The following is an 18,246-nucleotide window of genomic DNA, read 5'->3' on the forward strand; positions in this document are numbered from 1 at the left end:
CCGGGGACGTCCCGGATTAATTCCGGCTGGGCGCAATTCGTCGAGAAGCCTTCCGGACACCGCCGGGGGCAGCCTCTCCTGTCGTTCTCTCCTCATGCTCGCACACCGGCCGCCGGGAACAGGTGGCCGACCGCACACCGGGGGGTTCTGATGCGTCACATCGACACTATGGCCATCGTCAAAGTGACGTGAAGCAGCTATGATAGATAACGTCAAATAGACGAAAAGGCACGTAGAGAAGAGAGGGTGCGTGTTGTGACCACCGCCCAGCCCCTGGACGTCCAGCCGACCCCGCTGGCCCTGCTCCTCCTCGGCCGAGAGGCCGACCCGAAGAGCGAGCGCGGTGTGGAGTGCCCCGGCGATCTGCCGGCCCCGTCGGACCCCGACCTCGTCGAGCGCGCCCGCGCGGCCAAGGCGAAGCTCGGGGACAAGGTCTTCGTCCTCGGGCACCACTACCAGCGCGACGAGGTCATCGAGTTCGCCGATGTCACCGGCGACTCGTTCAAGCTCGCGCGGGACGCCGCCGCCCGGCCGGACGCCGAGTACATCGTCTTCTGCGGTGTGCACTTCATGGCGGAGTCGGCCGACATCCTCACCGGCGACGACCAGCAGGTCATCCTCCCCGACCTCGCCGCCGGCTGCTCGATGGCCGACATGGCCACCGCCGAACAGGTCGCCGAGTGCTGGGACGTGCTCACCGAGGCCGGTATCGCCGAACAGGTCGTGCCGGTCTCGTACATGAACTCCTCCGCCGACATCAAGGCCTTCACGGGCAAGCACGGCGGCACGATCTGCACCTCCTCTAACGCCAAGCGCGCGCTGGACTGGGCCTTCGAGCAGGGCGAGAAGGTCCTCTTCCTGCCCGACCAGCACCTGGGCCGCAACACCGCCGTCCGCGACATGGGTATGTCCCTGGACGACTGCGTGGTCTACAACCCGCACAAGCCGAACGGCGGGCTGACCGCCGAGGAGCTGCGGGCCGCCAAGATGATCCTGTGGCGCGGCCACTGCTCGGTGCACGGCCGCTTCTCCCTGGACTCGGTGAACGACGTGCGGGCCCGCATCCCCGACGTCAACGTGCTGGTCCACCCCGAGTGCAAGAACGAGGTCGTGGCGGCGGCGGACTACGTCGGCTCGACGGAGTACATCATCAAGGCGCTGGAGGCCGCCCCGCGCGGCTCGAAGTGGGCCATCGGCACCGAGCTGAACCTGGTCCGCCGGCTGGCGAACCGTTTCGCCGCGGAGGACAAGGAGATCGTCTTCCTCGACAAGACGGTCTGCTTCTGCTCGACGATGAACCGGATCGACCTCCCCCACCTGGTGTGGGCGCTGGAGTCGCTGGCCGCCGGCAAGGTCGTCAACCGCATCGAGGTCGACAAGGAGACGGAGAGCTTCGCGAAGCTGGCTCTTGAGCGGATGCTGGCGTTGCCTTAGCCCGCGTTTTTGGCTTTCCCGCCGTGGGGGACCTCGCCGTTTGTGGCCCGCTTGCGCGGTGCCCCCGCCGTGGCGCCTGCGGCGGGCCGGGTCCGCTGCGCGGGGCTGTGCCTCGGTCGCGCTTGCGGCTTTCCCGCCGTTGCGCCTGCGGCGGGCCTTGTCCGCTGCGCGGGGCTGTGGGTGCGGTGACGGACCTCCGGGGCCGGTGTGTGGGACTGCTTCGCTTTACGTCCCACACACCGGCCCCTCCGGCCCGTCCCCTCCCGTGGGGGAGTGAGTGACGGTGGGTGGGGCCGGCGTGTGCCGGGTCGGCTGTGGCCTTGGCGCTTGGTCAGGTTGCTGGGGTGGGGGTTGCGGCTTCCAGGGTCCAGCGGATTTTGTCGCCGCCCTTGATCGGGGTGTGGCAGGGGGCGGTCGTGATCTTCTTTTCGTTCACGTACGCGTTCCACTTTTTGGTGGCGTCGGCGGCATCGCCGTGGATCTCCGTGACGACGAAGTCCTGGGTGGTGGCGTCCCAGCGTGTGCGCACGCCGCCGAGGCCGTATTGGTCGTCGGCGTCCACCAGGGCGGTGAGCGGGGTGGCGGTGGTGCCGTTGGCGGCGCAGTAGAAGCCGTCGATGGTGCGCGGGCCCGTGACGACGAGGCCCACGCCGGCGGTGTAGGGGCCGCCGGTGACGCCTACGCGGACCCGGACGTCGCCGGGGGCCGCAGTGGCGGGCGGTGCGGTCGCGAGGGCCAGGGCCAGGGCGAGACCTGCGGCGGTCGCGGGGGCGGCCCCGCGGGCCAGGACGGAGGGCACGCTCGCTCACCTTTCGTCGGTTCAGCAGCATCCGCCACAAAACCATCGCTTGGGGTGATCGGCGAGGGGGGCGCCGCCGAATGTGTGGGTGCCGCCGGCCGCACGGGACGGATCCTCACAGCGACACGGTCTGTCCTTCGGCGGTGACGGTGATGCGGTAGCGGTCGCGGGTGGGGCTGCCCTCGGTGGTCCAGTCGCGGTAGGCGGATTCGACCTCGTCCCAGAGGCGGCGAGGGCCGTGTTGTTCGGTCTCGTAGGTGTGCCGGCCGGGGGCGTATTCGACGGTGGCCCAGGAGCTGCGGGCGTCGTCGAAGAGCCAGTAGGTGGCCTCGTCGCTGCCGTCGTCGGCGGGGCAGAGCAGGGGCCAGGCGTCCCGGACGCGCAGGCCGACGGCGAAGCGGGCGTCCGGGTCCTCTTCCAGTACCCGGGGGTCGAGAGTGGTCGTCGCGCGCTCGCCCTCCTCGCCGTGGTACCAGTCCCGGATGCGGCCGTAGGAGCGGCGCTGCTGGCGGGCCCACATAAAGGCCGGGCGGCCGGAGAAGCCGCCGGTGGCCCGCCCGTCCCGGACGGTGAGGGTGGCGAACGAGTAGGAGTGGAACGAGGAGCCCCACGGGGTGAGGATCGTGCCGCCCGGGGCGGTCTGCTCCACCCAGGCGTACGGGATGTCGCGGACCGTGCAGGTGGCGATGGTCCGGTCGAACCGGGCCCGCTCCGGTACCCCGGCCAAGCCGTCGCCGCACACCAGATGCGGGTGCAGGCCGGCCCGCGCGAGATTGTCCCGGGCGATGTCGTGGAGGGCCTTGTCGGTTTCGATGCTGGTCGTGCGGTCCTCGCCGAGCCGGTGGGCGAGCCACGCGGCGTGGTAGCCGGTGCCGGTGCCGATCTCCAATACGGCGTCGCCGTCCCGGACGATCGCGGCCATGGCCAGCATGAGGGAGGGCATGGACGTCGAGCACGTGGGAAAAGCGACCTGGCCCGCCGTGGCCCGGCCGTCGTTGTGCTGGGTGATCAGCGGTAAGTCGGCATAGACCATCCGCCGCCACTCCGCCTCGTCGGCGGAGCGGGAGACCGTGCGCTCCCCCACCTCGAAGGTGTCCGGTACGAAATGCGCGCGGTCGACCGCGGCGACGGCCGGCGCCCATTCCGGCGTCAGCGCGCCCTTGTTGCGGAGGATTTCCAGCAGGCGGCCCGGCGAGGACATCACGCGCCCCTTACTTCTTCGGCGGATCGGTCACCGGCTTGGTCCACTGGCCGTCGGATTCCTTCGGGCTCTGCTGCCGGTCGCCCTCCGCGCCGCCCTTGCCGTCGCCGTGCTTCCCCATTGCGGTCCCCCTTCGTCGGTGACGGGGCGGTCCGGCCGCCCCGTGACGGGATGCCCGGCACGATGCCCCCGCAAGCGTCGGCTTGCGGGGGCATCGTTTCTTCACCGGGAGCCTCGTTGAACTCCCGCCGGCCGGGCCGTCGTCGGACAGCCCGGCCGGCGCCGGGCCGTCGTCAGACGCCCGCCGGCTCCGGTGCACGGTCGGACTCCTCGGCCTGCGGACCGGCCGGGCCGGACCGCTTCGCGGCCTTCTTCGCCGCCCGGCGCTCCTTGCGGAGTTCGATCATCGCGTAGAGCGTCGGGACGAGAAGCAGGGTGAGGAGGGTGGAGGTGATCAGACCGCCGATCACGACCACGGCGAGCGGCTGGGAGATGAAGCCGCCGTCGCCGGTGATGGACAGGGCCATCGGCAGCAGCGCCATGATCGTGGCCAGCGCCGTCATCAGGATCGGGCGGAGACGGTGGCGGCCACCCTCGATGACCGCCTCCACGACGCCGTAACCCTGCGACCGGTACTGGTTGATCAGGTCGATCAGCACGATGGCGTTGGTGACCACGATGCCGATCAGCATCAGCATGCCGATCATCGCCGGGACGCCCAGCGGGGTGCCGGTGGCGACCAGCAGGCCGATCGCGCCGGTCGCCGCGAAGGGGATCGAGACGAGCAGGATCAGCGGCTGGACCAGCGAGCGGAAGGTGGCCACCAGGAGCATGAAGACGATGGCGATGGCCGCCAGCATCGCCAGGCCGAGCGAGGAGAACGCGTCGGACTGGTCCTGGGAGACGCCGCCGATCTCCGCGGTGGCACCGTCCGGCAGCTTCAGAGCGTTGATCTTGCTCTGGAGGGTGGTGCTGACCGCTCCGGTGTTGTCGCCGACCGGCTTGGCGGTGATGGTCGCCGAGCGGGCCCCGTCGATCCGGGTCATCTGGACCGGGCCGGGCACGGTCTCCACCGTGGCGAGGGTGCTCAGCTTGGCCGGGCCCGCCGGGGTCGGGACGGTGAGGTTCTTCAACTCGGCCTCGGTGGTGGCCGGGTGAGCCGACTTGATCACGATGTCGCGCTCGGTGTCGTCCAGGACGGCCGTACCGCTGGTGGAGCCGCGGACCGCCTGGGTGACCGCGCCGCCGAGGGTGGTCTGGTTGTAACCGGCCGCGGCCGCCTTGGCGTTGGGCTTCACGGAGATCCGCGGGACGCTCTGGGAGAGGTCGCTCTGGACGTCGGTGACGTCGTCGAGCCCGGCGACGGTCTTGCGGACCTGCTCGCCGGCCTTCTCCAGCACGTCACCGTCGGCGGCCTTGACGACCACGCTCAGGTCCTGGTTGCCGACGCCTCCGCCGCCGCCCGCGGTGACCGTGGTCTCGCCGATGGACGTGCCGAGCTTGTCGAGGCCCTCGCGCAGATCGCCGGTGACCTTGTCGGCGTCCACGCCGTCGGCCAGGTTGAGCTGGTAGGAGGCCTGGTTGGCGCCGGTGCCGCCGCCGAAGGCCGCCATGAAGCCGGAGGAGCCGATGGTGACCTGGTAGTCGGTGATGCCGTCGGTGTCCGCGAGCAGCTTCTCGACCTTCTTGGCCTGCTTGTCGGACGCGTCGAGGCTGGTGCCGGGCTTGAGCTCCTGCTTGAGGGTGAGGGTGTCCTGGTCGCCCTGGTCCAGGAAGTTGGTCTTCAGCAACGGGCCCATGCCGAAGGTGCCGAGGAGGATGACGACGGCGATGACGATGCTGGTGACCCGGCGGCGGGTCGCGAAGCGCAGGACCGGGACGTAGAGGCGCTGGAGCGGGCTGCGGATCTCCTTCTCCTCGGCCTGGCGCCTAAGTTCCTCGGGGTCGCTGCCCTCGGGGATCTGCGGGGCGCGCAGGAACCAGTACGACAGGACCGGGACGACCGTCAGGGAGACGATCAGGGAGGCCAGCAGGGCTACGGTCACCGTCAGCGAGAAGGAGCCGAAGAGGGCGCCGACCATGCCGCCGACCACACCGATCGGGAGGAAGACCGCGACCGTGGTGAGGGTGGAGGAGGTGATCGCGCCGGAGACCTCCTTGACGGCGGAGAGGATGGCCTCGCGGCGCTCCTCGCCGTAGCCCAGGTGCCGCTTGATGTTCTCCAGGACGACGATGGAGTCGTCGACGACGCGGCCGATCGCGATGGTCAGCGCGCCGAGGGTGAGCATGTTGAGCGAGAGATCCCCGGTCCACAGCACGATCAGGGTGATCACGACCGAGAGCGGGATGGAGACCGCGGTGACCAGCGTGGAGCGCAGGCTGAGCAGGAAGACCAGGATGACGATGACCGCCATGGCCAGGCCCAGCAGGCCCTCGGTGGTCAGCGATTCGATCGACTTGGAGACCGCCGGGCCCTGGTCGGAGACGACCGTGACATCGGTGCCCTTGCCCAGGTCCTGACGGATCTCGGGGAGCTGGTCCTTGACCGCGTCGGATATGCCGACCGCGCTGCCGTCCTGGTCCATCGTCATGCTGATGGCGAGGCTGGGCTTGCCGTTGGTGCGGGTGAGGGAGGTCGGGGTGGCCGACTCCTCCTTGACGGTGGCGACATCACCGAGCCGGACCGCTTCGGCCGGCCGGCCGGCGCCCGCGCCCGGACCGGCGCCCTCGGCGCCCGCGGCCGGCGCGATCCGCAGGTCCTTGATCTGCCGTACGGAGCTGAAGCCCGCGCCGACCTGGACGGTCTTGCTCCGGCCGTCCTCGGCGAACGAACCGGCGGGCACCGAGGTGCCGCCGGCCTCCAGCGCCTGGCCGAGTGCCTGGGAGGTCAGCCCGGCGGCGGCGAGCTTCTTGTCGTCGGGGGTGACCGCGACGATCCGGTCCTGGACGCCGTCCACGGTGACCTGGCTGACGCCCTCGATGTTCTTCAGGTCCGGCACGACGCTGCGGTCGAGCTGGTCGGCGAGGCTCTGCTGGTCCCGGCCCGAGGAGGAGACGGCGAGGACGACGGTGGGAATGTCGTCCGTCGAGCCGGCCACCACCTGCGGGTCGACGTCGTCGGGCAGCTTCGCGCGGGCGCGGTTCACGGCCTGCTGGACGTCGGCGACCAGACGCTTGGAGTCATTGCCGTAGTCGAACTGCGCCCTGATGACGCCCGAGCCCTCGCTGGACGTGGAGGTGACGCTCTTGATGCCGTCGACCGCCTGGATACCGTCCTCGAGCGGCTCGATCACCTGCTTCTCGACGACATCGGGCGAGGCGCCCTGGTACGGCGCCATGACGGACACCATCGGGAATTCGATGGACGGCAGGAGCTGCTGCTTCAGCTGGGGGATCGCGATGGCGCCGAAGGCGATCGCCACGATCGACATCAGCGCTATCAGGCCCCGTTGTACGAGGCTGAGTCGGGACAGCCAGGTCATGGGTGGGGTCTCTCTTCTGTTCTACGAAGTCGGCGGGACCGTTCTCGGGCCCACCTACACCTTCAGCCATGCCGTGGCCGGTTTTCCTCGCTCGCAAGTCGGTTTCCGGCCGTAAGCCGTACCGCGTTCGGAGTAGGGGGTGCCCCGCCCTCACTGCACCCGTGGGCGTACGAGTCCCGACTCGTAGGCGATGACGACGAGCTGGGAACGGTCCCGGGCGCCCAGCTTGGCCATCGCGCGGTTCACATGCGTCTTCACGGTGAGCGGGCTGACCTCCAGCTGCTCGGCGATGCCGTCGTTGGACAGCCCGCCGGCCACCAGGATCAGCACCTCCCGCTCCCGGCCGGTCAGCGTCGCCAGCCGCTCGCTGCCCCGGTCGCCGGGCCCGCCGTCGGCGGAACTGCCGCCCTGCGCGAGGAACTTGGCGATCAGCCCCTTGGTGGCGACGGGCGAGAGCAGTGCCTCACCGGCCGCCGCGATCCGGATCGCGTTCAGCATCTCGTCCGGCTCCGCGCCCTTGCCGAGGAAGCCGCTGGCGCCGTTCCGCAGCGACTGCACCACATAGTCGTCGACCTCGAAGGTGGTCAGTATGACCACCCGGACATCGGTCAGCTCCGGGTCCTCGCTGATCAGGCGGGTGCCCGCGAGGCCGTCCACACCGGGCATCCGGATGTCCATCAGCACGACATCGGGCCGCTCGGCCCGGGTCAGCTCGTACGCCTGCGCCCCGTCGGAGGCCTCCCCCACCACCCGCATGTCCGGCTCGGAGTCGACCAGCACCCGGAACGCACTGCGCAGCAGCGCCTGGTCATCGACGAGCAGCACCTTGATCGTCACAATGTCTCCCCCGTACGGACGGTCTGAAGCGGAAGGGTCACCCTTACCTGGAAGCCGCCGGCCGCGCGCGGGCCGGTCACGACCGTGCCGCGCAGCGCGAAGACCCGCTCCCGCATCCCGATCAGGCCGTGGCCGCCGCCGCTGTCCTCCGGCTCGCCGGGCCCGCCCGGCTCCACGGGCGGCCGGTCGCCGCCCTTCTGCCGCGGGATGCCCGCCCGGCCCGCGCCGTCGTCCAGGACGGTCACGGTCAGCGTGGTGTCGGAGTGACTGATCCGTACCGTGGCGCGGGCGCCCTCACCGGCGTGCTTGTGGACATTGGTCAGCGCTTCCTGGACCACACGGTAGGCGGTGAGGTCGATGGCGGCGGGCAGCGGCCGCGGCTCCCTCGGGATGTCCAGGTCGACGGGGATGCCGGCCCGGACGAAGCCGTCGACGAGCTGATCGAGCACGCCGAGGCCCGGGGCGGGCTCGGTCGGCGCCCTGGGGTCGTCGGACTGCCGCAACAGGCCGACGGTGGCGCGGAGTTCCTCCAGCGCCGAACGGGAGGCCTCCCGGACGTGGGCCAGCGCCTCCTTGGCCTGGTCGGGCCGGTTGTCCATGACGTGCGAGGCGACCCCGGCCTGGACGTTGACCAGCGCGATGTGGTGGGCGACGACATCGTGCAGCTCACGGGCGATCCGCATGCGCTCCTCGGCGACCCGGCGCCGGGCCTCCTCCTCGCGGGTGCGCTCGGCCCGTTCGGCGCGCTCACGGATCGCGGAGACGAACGCCCGGCGGCTGCGGACCGCGTCACCGGCCGCCGCGGCCATCCCCGTCCAGGCGAAGATGCCGAGGTTCTCCTGGGCGTACCAGGGGCGGGGCCCGTAGAGCATCGCGGCGGCGGTCAGCCCCACGACGGTCAGCGCGCCGACCCGCCAGGTGGTGGGACGGTCGGTGCGCGAGGCGAGGGTGAACAGGGCGATCACGGCGGCGGCGGCCACCGGGGCGCGCGCGTCGCCGGACCGGGCGATCAGCTCGATGATGGTGAGCGAGCCGGTGGCCGCCAGGACCGTACGGGGCAGCCGGCGGCGCAGGACCAGGGCGGCACAGGCCAGCGCGGCCGGCACCACGGTCGTGGCGGCCGGCTGGTGCCCGACGAACCGCGGGCCGTGCGGACCGTGCGGACCGACCACCGCGCCGAGCAGGATGCACGCGAAGACGGCGCCGGCCACGACGGCGTCGAAGGCGAGCGGATGCTTCCGGTACCACCGGAAGCGGCCGGTGCGGGGCGCGTCCGGGCGGGGGTCGAGGAGGCTCACAAGAGCAAACGGTAGCGCCCCGGTCCCTCGCGGGGCCGGGGCGCGGTGCGCTGGAGTGGAGTGTGCAGGCCGGGACCGGCCAGGTTTCAGCCCGGGATGAGGCCGTCGTCGCCGAGCATCTCCCGGACCTCGCCGAGGGTCGCGTCCGGGGCGGGGAGGATGAGTTCGGACGGTTCCAGGGCGTCGTCGGGAAGCGGTGTGCCCATCCGGCGCACCGCTTCCAGCAGGGCCCCGAGAGTGCGCCGGAAGCCCGCCTCGTCGCCGCTCTCCATCTCGTCGAGCAGCTCATCGTCCAGTTTGTTGAGCTCGGTGAAGTGGGCGTCGTCCAGCTTCACCTGGCCCTCCCCCATGATCCGTACGATCACGACGGTCTCCCTTGGTCCGGTCCGACGATCTCTGGCGAGGCTAACGGCCGCCGTCCCTCACTGCTTGTCGAAACGCGGCCGGTCCTGCTGCGGCGCGGACTGCCCCGCACCGTTCTGTCCGCCCTCGATGGCCTGCTGGCCGGACGAGCCGCCCGAGAGCTCCGCCTTCATCCGCTGGAGCTCCAGCTCGACGTCGCTGCCGCCGGACAGCCGGTCCAGCTCGGCGGTGATGTCGTCCTTGGCCATACCGGACGGGTCGTCCAGCGCACCGGAGGCCATCAGCTCGTCGATGGCACCGGCCCGGGCCTGGAGCTGCGCGGTCTTGTCCTCCGCGCGCTGGATGGCCATGCCGACGTCGCCCATCTCCTCGGAGATGCCGGAGAACGCCTCGCCGATCCGGGTCTGCGCCTGGGCGGCCGTGTAGGTGGCCTTGATCGTCTCCTTCTTCGTACGGAAGGCGTCGACCTTGGCCTGGAGCCGCTGCGACGCGAGCGTGAGCTTCTCCTCCTCACCCTGAAGCGTCTGGTGCTGCGTCTCCAGGTCGGTGACCTGCTGTTGCAGCGCGCTGCGCCGGGTCAGCGCCTCACGGGCCAGGTCCTCGCGGCCGAGCGCCAGCGCCTTGCGGCCCTGGTCCTCCAGCTTGGCGGACTGGCCCTGGAGCTGGTTGAGCTGTAGCTCCAGGCGCTTGCGGGAGGTCGCCACGTCGGCGACGCCGCGGCGTACCTTCTGAAGCAGCTCCAGCTGCTTCTGGTACGAGTAGTCGAGGGTTTCGCGCGGGTCTTCGGCCCGGTCCAGGGCCTTGTTGGCCTTCGCGCGGAAGATCATCCCCATCCGCTTCATGACACCATCGCTCATGGGCCTCGCGCGCCCCCTTCTGGCCGAGTCACCTCGGGCTTAGGCTCCAGCACATCTACAGACCCCACAGTACGGGCCCTGGTTCCATTACCGCACTGTTCGCGCCCGGATGCGCTCCTCCTCCAGGACGATCGAGGGGCCCGGCTTCTCCCGCGCAAGGAGTAGGGAGAGTCCGGACAACCGGCGCGATGTCTGATCTGTCCTGGCAGGAAGGGGCTTCTGTCCCGGTAAGGCCCCGGTCTCGGGGCGCGCCGTTGCCGGATCGTTCCCCGTCGGACCGTGGCTCACCCGCGGCGAGCACGTACCCTTGGGTTTTGTGTTCCGAAGCCGTTCGAAGGATGAGCAGGCCGCGACCGCCAAGGTGACCGCGGACCAGCCCCAGCAGCCCCGCGACCCGCAGGCCCCCAAGGGCCGCCCGACACCGAAGCGCAGTGACGCCCAGTCGCAGCGCCGCTCGCGTGCGCATACGCCGGCCAACCGCAAGGACGCGGCCAAGGCCCAGCGTGAGGCGCGCCGTGCCGACATGGCCCGCCAGCGTGAGGCGATGGCCAGCGGCGACGAGCGGTATCTGCCGGTGCGCGACAAGGGGCCGGTGCGCCGGTTCGCGCGGGACTATGTCGACTCCCGCTGGGCGGTCGCCGAGTTCTTCCTGCCGATGGCCGTGGTGATCCTGGTGCTCACCATGATCCGGGTGCCGTCGATCCAGAGCATCGCGCTGCTGCTGTGGCTCGTGATCATCGTGCTGATCGTGCTCGACTCGGTGCTGATCTGGTTCCGTCTCGGCAAGCTGCTCCAGGAGCGCTTCCCGAACGAGAACCTCAAGGGTGTGAAGGCGTACGCGGTGATGCGCACGCTCCAGATGCGGCGGCTGCGGCTGCCGAAGCCGCAGGTGAAGCGGGGCGAGAAGCCGTAGTCGCTGCGGCGGGGTCGCTTTGACGCCGGGCCGGACCCCTCAGGGGCCCGGCCCGGCGTCTTCGGTTCTCAGCCCTCCGCGTCCGCGTGCAGGCTCATGGGGCCCGCGTAGATCTCGGTCGCGTCCTCGAAGAGCCTGACCTGGTCGACGCCGCCCTCCAGGAGGGCCTTCCACTCCTCGCCGATCCAGGACTCCGCGTCGCCCTGCGTGGTGAACTCCTCGGGTTGCACGGCCGGCGCCGTCTCCGAACCGTCGGCCTTCTCGAACCGCCACGTCCACGCCATCTGCGCCTCCTGGATCCCACCGAGTACGAGTCTGTGCCCCCGCGGAGCGCGTCGAAGTGCCCTCCGCCGGGCCGTTCTTCCGTGCTGATCGGCAGCCTAACGGCCGTGTCGAGTCCGCCCCCGCCGCGCCCGCCGGGCGGGGACGCGAGAAACTCGGCGGTGTGGATGTGACTCTCCTCGGCACCGGGGCCCCGCAGGGGCTGCCGCGGCCCGGCTGCCCGTGTGCCGCCTGTGCGACCGCCGTCGGCGACGAGGCGCGGGCGGCCACCGCGCTGCTCGTCGACGGTGCGCTGCTGATCGATCTGACCCCGGGCCCGGCCTTCGCGGCCGCCCGCGCCGGGCAGTCACTGGCGGGCGTGCGGCAGGTGCTGCTCTCGCATCCGCACGACGGTCCGGCGCTGGAGGTGCCGGCCGGGCTGCCGCAGCCGGGCCGGGTCGCGGACGGGCGGGAGCTGGCGCTGCTCGACGGGCACCGGGTGCGGGCCCTCGCGGTGGACATCCCCGGGACCGGCTACGAGATCTCCGGCGCCGAGGGCGAGCGGCTGCTGTATCTGCCGCCGGGCGCGGCCCCGTCCGGGCTGGACGGGAACGGCCGGCCGGCGGGCGGCGGTGACCAGGGCACCGGCGGCAACGGCCCGTACGACCTGGTGCTGCTCGATGTGCTGGGGCGGCCCGACGCGCTGGCCAGGCTGCGGGCGAGCGGGGCGGTCGACGCGGCGACGGATGTGCTCGCGGTGCACCTGGACCACCAGGTGCCGCCGGGGCCCGAGCTGCACCGGCGGCTGGCGGCGGTGGGGGCCCGCGCGGTGGCGGACGGCAGCACACTGCGGGTCGGCGAGTTCCACGCGGTGCCGGATCTGCCGCGGCGCACGCTGGTGCTGGGCGGGGCGCGCAGCGGGAAGTCGGTGGAGGCGGAGCGGCGGCTGGTGGCCTTCCCGGACGTGGTCTACGTGGCCACCGGCGGCACCCGGGACGGCGACGAGGACTGGGCGCAGCGGGTCTCGCTGCACCGCGAGCGGCGGCCGAGCAGCTGGCGCACCGTCGAGACCTGCGATCTGGTGCCGCTGCTGGCCGCGGCCGGGCCCGGCGCGGACCCCGGCACCCGGTGGCCGGCCGAGGCGTCACCGCTGCTCATCGACTGTCTGGCGCTGTGGCTGACGCATGTCATGGACGAGGTCGGGGCGTGGGACGACGCGACCTGGGAGGCCGGTGGCCGGCGGGCGCTGCAAGAGCGGACCGACGCACTGGTGGCGGCGGTGCGCGATACGCGCCGGCGGGTGGTGGCGGTCAGCAACGAGGTCGGCTCCGGCGTCGTCCCGGCGACCCCGGCGGGCCGGCGGTTCCGGGACGAACTGGGGCGGCTGAACGCGGCGTTCGGCGCGGAGTGCGAGCAGGTGCTGCTGGTCGTCGCGGGCCAGGCGCTTGCCCTGCGGGGATGACGGGGGCTCTGCGGCCGGTGGCCGCTTGCGCCGCGGGATGACGGAGGGCCGGGAGCCGGTGGGCGCTCGCCCTGCGGGATGGCCGAGGCCCGGTGGCCGGGATCCGCTTGCGCTGCGTGGATGACGGAGGCCCGGTGGGCCCCGTGTCCGCTTGCCCGGGGGCGCGGCGCCGGGTGCTCTTGACCCGTGACCGAATCCGAGCGGACCGAGACGGCAGCGCCGGACGAGCGGGGGCCGGGGGCCCTCCGGGAGCCGGGGGCACGGGGGCGGCGTTTCGACGCGGCCGTACGCGGCTACCTGGCGCGGTATCCGGGGGCGACGGTGGTCGCGCTCGGGGAGGGGCTCGGTACCGGGTTCTGGCGGCTGGACAACGGGCTGCTGAACTGGCTGACGGTGCTGGCGCCGGAGACCGCCGCGGTGCGCCGGATACTGCTGCCGGACGGCCCGCGGCGGCGTACGGTCGCCCGCGCGGTGACCGATCACCGCTGGCTGGACGCGGTACAGGAGCCGGAGCGCGGGGTCGTCGTCACCGCGCCGGGGGTGCTGATGCGGCTGTCGCCGTCCGCGGTGCGGGCGCTGCTGGCGGCGTGTGCGGAGCGGTTTCCCGGTGGTGCGCTGGTCTTTGACGCCCTGCCACGGACGGCGACGGCGCTGGCCCGGCGGGCCGCCGGGCCGGGCGGCGGCCGGTGGCCGGGGCCGGTGCGCTGGGGGCTGGACCGGGCCGAGCTGCCGCGGGTGGCCGGAGTGCACCCGGGCATCGTGGCGGTGCGCGAGGTCGGCCCGGTCGGGTGGCTGCGCCGGATGCCGGTGCTGGGTGCGCTGACGCCCCTGGTGTGCGAGGTGCGCTTCGCGGCGGCCCGTTCCCCCCGGCGGGCCTCGTCAGCGGTGAGTTGACGGTAATCTGCGCCCAATGAGTGCCCTGAACCTCGATGACTTCGCCCACCTGATCGAGCGCCCCGACGGCGGTGTGCGCCGTGACGCCGAGGAGCGGCGGGCGCGGCTGGCCGTGCCGCCGGGAGCCCTCGGCCGCCTCGACGAACTGGGCGAATGGCTGGCCGCCGCACAGCAGCAGGTGCCGGTGCGGCCGGTCGAGAGGCCGCGGGTGCTGCTGTTCGCGGGCGATCACGGGGTGGCGGAACTGGGAGTGTCCGCCCGGCCGGCCGGCGGCACCCGGGATCTCGTACGGGCCGTGCTGGACGGCGCGAGCCCGGCCGCGGTGCTGGCGCGGAACACCGGGGCGCAGCTGCGCGTGGTGGACCTGGCGGTGGACTGCGACCCGGAGGAGCTGCCGGAGGAGGTCACCCGGTACCGCGTGCGGCGGGGTTCGGGACGGATCGATGCCGAGGACGCGCTGACGGCCGAGGAGGCCGAGGCGGCGTTCCGGGCCGGGATGGCGATCGCGGACGAGGAGGCGGACGCCGGCACCGATCTGGTGGTGCTGGGTGATCTGAGCGTCGGCGGGACGACGGTGGCGAGCACGCTGATCGCCGCGCTGTGCGGGACGGACGCCTCGGTGGTCACCGGCCGGGGCGGCGCGGGGATCGACGACCTGGCGTGGATGCGCAAGTGCGCGGCGATCCGTGACGCCCTGCGGCGGGCCCGTCCGGTGCTCGGCGATCAGCTGGAGCTGCTGGCCACGGTCGGCGGCGCGGATCTGACCGCGATCACCGGTTTTCTGCTCCAGAGCGCGGTGCGCCGTACTCCGGTGATCCTCGACGGGGTGGTCTCGGCGGCCTGTGCGCTGGTGGCGCAGCGGGTGGCGTTCCGGGCGCCGGACTGGTGGCTGGCCGGGCAGGCCAGCGGCGAGCCGGCGCAGGCGAAGGCGCTTGACCGGATCGCACTCAACCCTCTGCTCGACCACGGCGTCACTGCGGGTGAGGGGACGGGGGCGCTGCTGGCCCTGCCATTGGTGCAGGCGGCCGCGGCCCTGGCGGCAGAACTGCCCGTACGCGACTGACCCGGGGCCGGCCCAGCGCGGCCGGCTCCACCGGAAGCGCCCGGGCGGGGGCCCGGACCCGGGCGCCGGCTGCACGCCCGTGCCGGACCACCGGCGGCGCCCCATAAGATCGCGCTTTACACGTTTTATGGGAGACATCGCTTGAGTCCGGACGAAGGCCGCGCGCGCGGCTCATGGTCACAGCGTGGTGCCGCGTTCGGCATCTGGTATCTGCGCACGGTCACCTTCCTCAATTTCCTGAGTGCGGTGTGGGTGTCGTTCGGCAATGACATCCGCCGGCACAACAGCGCGGAATTCTTCACTCCGTATCTGCTGACGGCGGGCTTCGCCTCCGCCGCCTTCTCGCTGTTCCTGTCGGTCACCCTGCGACGGGGCAAGCGGGCGGCGTGGATCCTGAATCTGGTGCTGTCCGGGCTGCTGACGCTGCTGTTCGCTTTCGGGATGGTGGCGGCCCCGGAGTTCCGCGGCCATGTGCAGAACTGGGTGTCGCTGGTATTGACCGCGCTGTTCGCCGTCGCCTTGGTGGCCGGGCGCCGGGAGTTCGCCGCGAAGGGCGACCGGGCGAACCCGAAACTGGCGGCGGCGGTCGCGGCCGGCGGTCTGCTGGCCGCCTCGCTGCTCGCCGCGCTCCTGGTGACCGTCACCAACACCGCGGCCGGTCCCTCGACCTTTGTGCAGCGCTGGCGCTACGGCCTGATGCGGCTGGTGTCGCTGGCCGCCGACGACCGTGCGTTCCCGGAGATCGCCACCCCGAACTGGGTCAATGTCGCGATCAATGTGCTGAGCACGCTGCTGCTGGTCGCGGTCCTGTGGGCGGCGTTCCGGTCCGTACGGAGCACCGAGGCGCTCACCGCGGACGGCGAGGAGCGGCTGCGGGCCCTCCTGGCGCGGCACGGCGACCGCGATTCGCTGGGCTACTTCGCGCTGCGGCGCGACAAGAGCGTGCTGTTCTCCCCCAGCGGCAAGGCCGCCGTCACCTACCGCGTGGTGGGCGGGGTGTCGCTGGCCTCCGGCGATCCGCTGGGCGACCCCGAGGCCTGGCCGGGGGCGATCGAGGTATGGCTGGCCGAGGCACGGGAGCACGGCTGGGCGCCGGCGGTGATGGGGGCGAGCGAGGAGGGCGGCACGATCTACGCCCGGCACGGTCTGGACGCGCTGGAGCTGGGCGACGAAGCGATCGTGGAGACCGGGGAGTTCACCCTCGACGGGCGGGCGATGCGCACCGTGCGGCAGGCCTACAACCGCATCAAGCGGGCCGGCTACACGGTCACCATCCGGCGCCACGAGGACATCCCGGCCGCGGAGATGGACCGGCTGCTGCGGCTGGCCGACGACTGGCGTGACGGGGAGACGGAGCGCGGCTTCTCGATGGCGCTGGGCCGGCTCGGCGACCCGGGGGACGGGCGCTGCGTGATGCTCGAATGCCGGAGCGGCGGCGGGGAGGAAGCCGGCGAAGACGGGGAACTGCGGGCACTGCTCAGCTTTGTGCCGTGGGGCGAGAAGGGCCTTTCGCTGGATCTGATGCGGCGGGACCGGAACTCCGAGAACGGTCTGATGGAGTTCATGGTGCTGGAGCTGATCCAACGGGCGAAAGAGGTGGAGGTCACGCAACTCTCGCTCAACTTCGCGATGTTCCGTTCCGTCTTCGAACGTGGATCGCGACTCGGCGCGGGCCCGGTGCTGCGCCTGTGGCGCTCGCTGCTCAGCTTCTTCTCCCGGTGGTGGCAGATCGAATCGCTCTATCGTGCCAATGCGAAATACCGGCCGATCTGGGAGCCGCGGTACATGCTCTTCGAAAAGAGCACCGATTTGCTCCGCATCGGAATCGCCGCCGGCCGCGCGGAAGGTTTTCTGGAAGCACCCGGTCTGCCCAAGTGGCTGAACCGCAAGCACCTGGAGAATGTGAGATGACCTCCGCTGGGGCGGGGCGGCGGCAGGCACCCGCGCCGGGCCGGGGAGGGATGCCCGTCCTGCGTCGCGCCGCACGCGCCGAGTGGGGCCCGCTGCTGCGGACGGTACGGGCCGCGCTGGCCGCCTCGCGGCTGCGGGCGATCCCGGTGACGCTCACCGCGGTCGGCCTGACCCTGGTCTTCCAGTTCGTGCAGAACCAGGCCTGGGGCTACCGGGCGGTCCAGAACATCGGCTCCGTACAGGCCGATGAGCATCTGTGGCTGGCGCTGCTGCGCACCCCGCTGTCGCTGTTCGTGCCCGCGCTGGACCTGCCGGTGTGGGGTGCCCTGGCGCAGATCCTGGTGGTCTTCGGGATCGCCGAGATCTGTGTGGGCCGGCGGCAGATGCTGGCCGTCGCCTACCTCGCCACACTCGCCGGGACCATGTACGCCCGGATCGGCATCTGGATCGGCCCGGTGAGCCCGCTCGGGCTGCCCGACTCGGACAAGTACGTCACCGACACCGGGCCGTCGGCGGCCGTGGTGGGGCTGGCGGTGTTCGTGTGCTGGCGCTATCGCGCCTGGTTCACCTGTGCCGCGGTGGCGGTGGCGATGGTCGTCGAGGTGGTGTCCATCAAGAACAACCTGGCGGGCAAGGAGCATGTCGCGGCGGTGCTGGCGGTGCTGGTGCTCTGCGGGCTCATGGAGCTGTGGTCGCCGCGGAAGCCGGGGGACGCCCAGCGGGTCAGCGGCTCGGCGCACCCCCGATGAAGTTCTCGACCCTGCGGCGCAGCGCCGACCAGCGGCGGTCGTGACGGTAGGCGCGGACCTGGGCACGCGCCCGCGTCTTCGGCCGGGTGCGGTAGAAGCGCCGGGCCCAGGGCGAGTGGGGCCGGGCCAGCCGGATCGCGCCGAAGAGCGCGACGAACGGCACGAACACCCCGATGACCGCCATCCGGCCCTTGCCCTTGACGAGGGCGATCACCGCGAAGAGGAAGTTGACGGCCACCGTCCGCACCACCGTCAAACGGTCGGTCTCCTCATCGGGGCTGAGTTCATTGACGCCGAACGGCAGGAAACCGCCGAGGATCAGGGCGACGAGAGCGACGGTGAGGATGACGATCTCGACGCTCTTGGTGCCCTCCTCGGTCCAGTACACGTCATCCAGGTGCAGGATGAGCGCGAACTCGTCCAGGACGAGGCCCACCCCGATCCCGAAGACCACCGCCGCGACCCCGGTGCCGAAGCCGCGCCGCCCGCCGGCCAGCGCGATGAAGCCGCCGAGGACCATCAGCAGCACCCCGGGGACGACATGGTGGATATGGACCCCGCCCGGGGTGATGTTGCGGAACGGGCCCTTGCCCGCGCGGATGAGGCGGGTGACGGCCCGGGTCACCAGGAAGGTCAGCACGAACGAGGCGAGCGCGAGCAGCAGCGGCAGCTTCCCCGGCTCGACGATGTTGCGGTACCACCAGTGGCCCATCCCACACGCT

16 protein-coding genes are annotated in these 18,246 nt (G+C 71.9%); 7 read left to right on the plus strand and 9 right to left on the minus strand.

Annotated elements, in window-relative coordinates; genetic code table 11:
• The first annotated feature begins 246 nt into the window (after positions 1–246).
• Positions 247–1,434 carry a quinolinate synthase NadA gene (gene nadA / locus CP981_RS10715; protein ID WP_026169723.1) on the plus strand — a complete coding sequence of 396 codons (1,188 nt, stop codon included), beginning with the start codon at positions 247–249 and terminating at the stop codon, positions 1,432–1,434.
• A 331-nt stretch (positions 1,435–1,765) separates the two neighbouring features.
• On the opposite strand, the gene CP981_RS10720 is transcribed toward nadA, so the two are convergent.
• From CP981_RS10720 to CP981_RS10750, 7 genes are all read right to left on the minus strand, one after another.
• Positions 1,766–2,233, minus strand: a complete 468-nt coding sequence (locus CP981_RS10720) for a hypothetical protein (protein WP_085925386.1) — start codon at positions 2,231–2,233, stop codon at positions 1,766–1,768.
• Positions 2,234–2,348: 115 nt separating this feature from the next.
• Positions 2,349–3,434: a methyltransferase domain-containing protein gene (locus CP981_RS10725; RefSeq protein WP_085925385.1), complete on the minus strand. Its 1,086-nt coding sequence runs from the start codon at positions 3,432–3,434 to the stop codon at positions 2,349–2,351.
• Positions 3,435–3,727: 293 nt separating this feature from the next.
• Positions 3,728–6,916, minus strand: a complete 3,189-nt coding sequence (locus CP981_RS10730; RefSeq protein ID WP_085925384.1) for an efflux RND transporter permease subunit — start codon at positions 6,914–6,916, stop codon at positions 3,728–3,730.
• A 150-nt stretch (positions 6,917–7,066) separates the two neighbouring features.
• Positions 7,067–7,753 (minus strand): response regulator, encoded by a 687-nt coding sequence (locus CP981_RS10735; protein ID WP_085925383.1) that lies wholly within the window; start codon positions 7,751–7,753, stop codon positions 7,067–7,069.
• The gene (locus CP981_RS10740; protein ID WP_085925382.1) at positions 7,750–9,051 is read right to left on the minus strand and encodes a sensor histidine kinase; all 1,302 of its coding nucleotides are present in this window, start codon (positions 9,049–9,051) and stop codon (positions 7,750–7,752) included. The genes CP981_RS10735 and CP981_RS10740 overlap by 4 nt, the downstream gene beginning before the upstream one ends.
• A gap of 86 nt (positions 9,052–9,137) precedes the next feature.
• Entirely contained in the window at positions 9,138–9,416 is a 279-nt protein-coding gene (pspAA, locus tag CP981_RS10745) for a PspA-associated protein PspAA (RefSeq protein WP_085925381.1), read from the minus strand.
• Between the two features lie 57 nt (positions 9,417–9,473).
• Entirely contained in the window at positions 9,474–10,271 is a 798-nt protein-coding gene (locus CP981_RS10750; RefSeq protein ID WP_280116702.1) for a PspA/IM30 family protein, read from the minus strand.
• Between the two features lie 316 nt (positions 10,272–10,587).
• Here CP981_RS10750 and CP981_RS10755 point away from each other — a divergent pair, with 316 nt between their 5' ends.
• Positions 10,588–11,184: a DUF3043 domain-containing protein gene (locus CP981_RS10755; RefSeq protein WP_042161893.1), complete on the plus strand. Its 597-nt coding sequence runs from the start codon at positions 10,588–10,590 to the stop codon at positions 11,182–11,184.
• A 68-nt stretch (positions 11,185–11,252) separates the two neighbouring features.
• Here the strand turns inward: CP981_RS10755 and CP981_RS10760 are convergent, their stop codons facing one another.
• The gene (locus CP981_RS10760) at positions 11,253–11,468 is read right to left on the minus strand and encodes a hypothetical protein (protein WP_042161891.1); all 216 of its coding nucleotides are present in this window, start codon (positions 11,466–11,468) and stop codon (positions 11,253–11,255) included.
• 161 nt (positions 11,469–11,629) lie between these two features.
• On the opposite strand from CP981_RS10760, the gene CP981_RS10765 reads away from it, so the two are divergent.
• From CP981_RS10765 to CP981_RS38140, 5 genes are all read left to right on the plus strand, one after another.
• The gene (locus tag CP981_RS10765; RefSeq protein ID WP_085925379.1) at positions 11,630–12,907 is read left to right on the plus strand and encodes a bifunctional adenosylcobinamide kinase/adenosylcobinamide-phosphate guanylyltransferase; all 1,278 of its coding nucleotides are present in this window, start codon (positions 11,630–11,632) and stop codon (positions 12,905–12,907) included.
• Positions 12,908–13,093: 186 nt separating this feature from the next.
• Positions 13,094–13,801 carry a class I SAM-dependent methyltransferase gene (locus CP981_RS10770; RefSeq protein ID WP_085925378.1) on the plus strand — a complete coding sequence of 236 codons (708 nt, stop codon included), beginning with the start codon at positions 13,094–13,096 and terminating at the stop codon, positions 13,799–13,801.
• Positions 13,802–13,817: 16 nt separating this feature from the next.
• Positions 13,818–14,864, plus strand: coding sequence for a nicotinate-nucleotide--dimethylbenzimidazole phosphoribosyltransferase (cobT, locus tag CP981_RS10775; protein WP_085925377.1), 1,047 nt, complete (start codon positions 13,818–13,820; stop codon positions 14,862–14,864).
• A gap of 141 nt (positions 14,865–15,005) precedes the next feature.
• On the plus strand, positions 15,006–16,775 hold the full coding sequence (locus tag CP981_RS10780; protein WP_085925376.1) for a phosphatidylglycerol lysyltransferase domain-containing protein: 1,770 nt from the start codon (positions 15,006–15,008) through the stop codon (positions 16,773–16,775).
• Positions 16,776–16,825: 50 nt separating this feature from the next.
• Positions 16,826–17,524, plus strand: a complete 699-nt coding sequence (locus tag CP981_RS38140) for a hypothetical protein (protein ID WP_158092655.1) — start codon at positions 16,826–16,828, stop codon at positions 17,522–17,524.
• Here the strand turns inward: CP981_RS38140 and CP981_RS10790 are convergent.
• Positions 17,499–18,236, minus strand: a complete 738-nt coding sequence (locus CP981_RS10790) for a hypothetical protein (RefSeq protein ID WP_085925375.1) — start codon at positions 18,234–18,236, stop codon at positions 17,499–17,501. The genes CP981_RS38140 and CP981_RS10790 overlap by 26 nt on opposite strands.
• Positions 18,237–18,246: the final 10 nt, after the last annotated feature.

This window comes from Streptomyces platensis, from assembly GCF_008704855.1.
GTDB classification, from domain to species: domain Bacteria; phylum Actinomycetota; class Actinomycetes; order Streptomycetales; family Streptomycetaceae; genus Streptomyces; species Streptomyces platensis.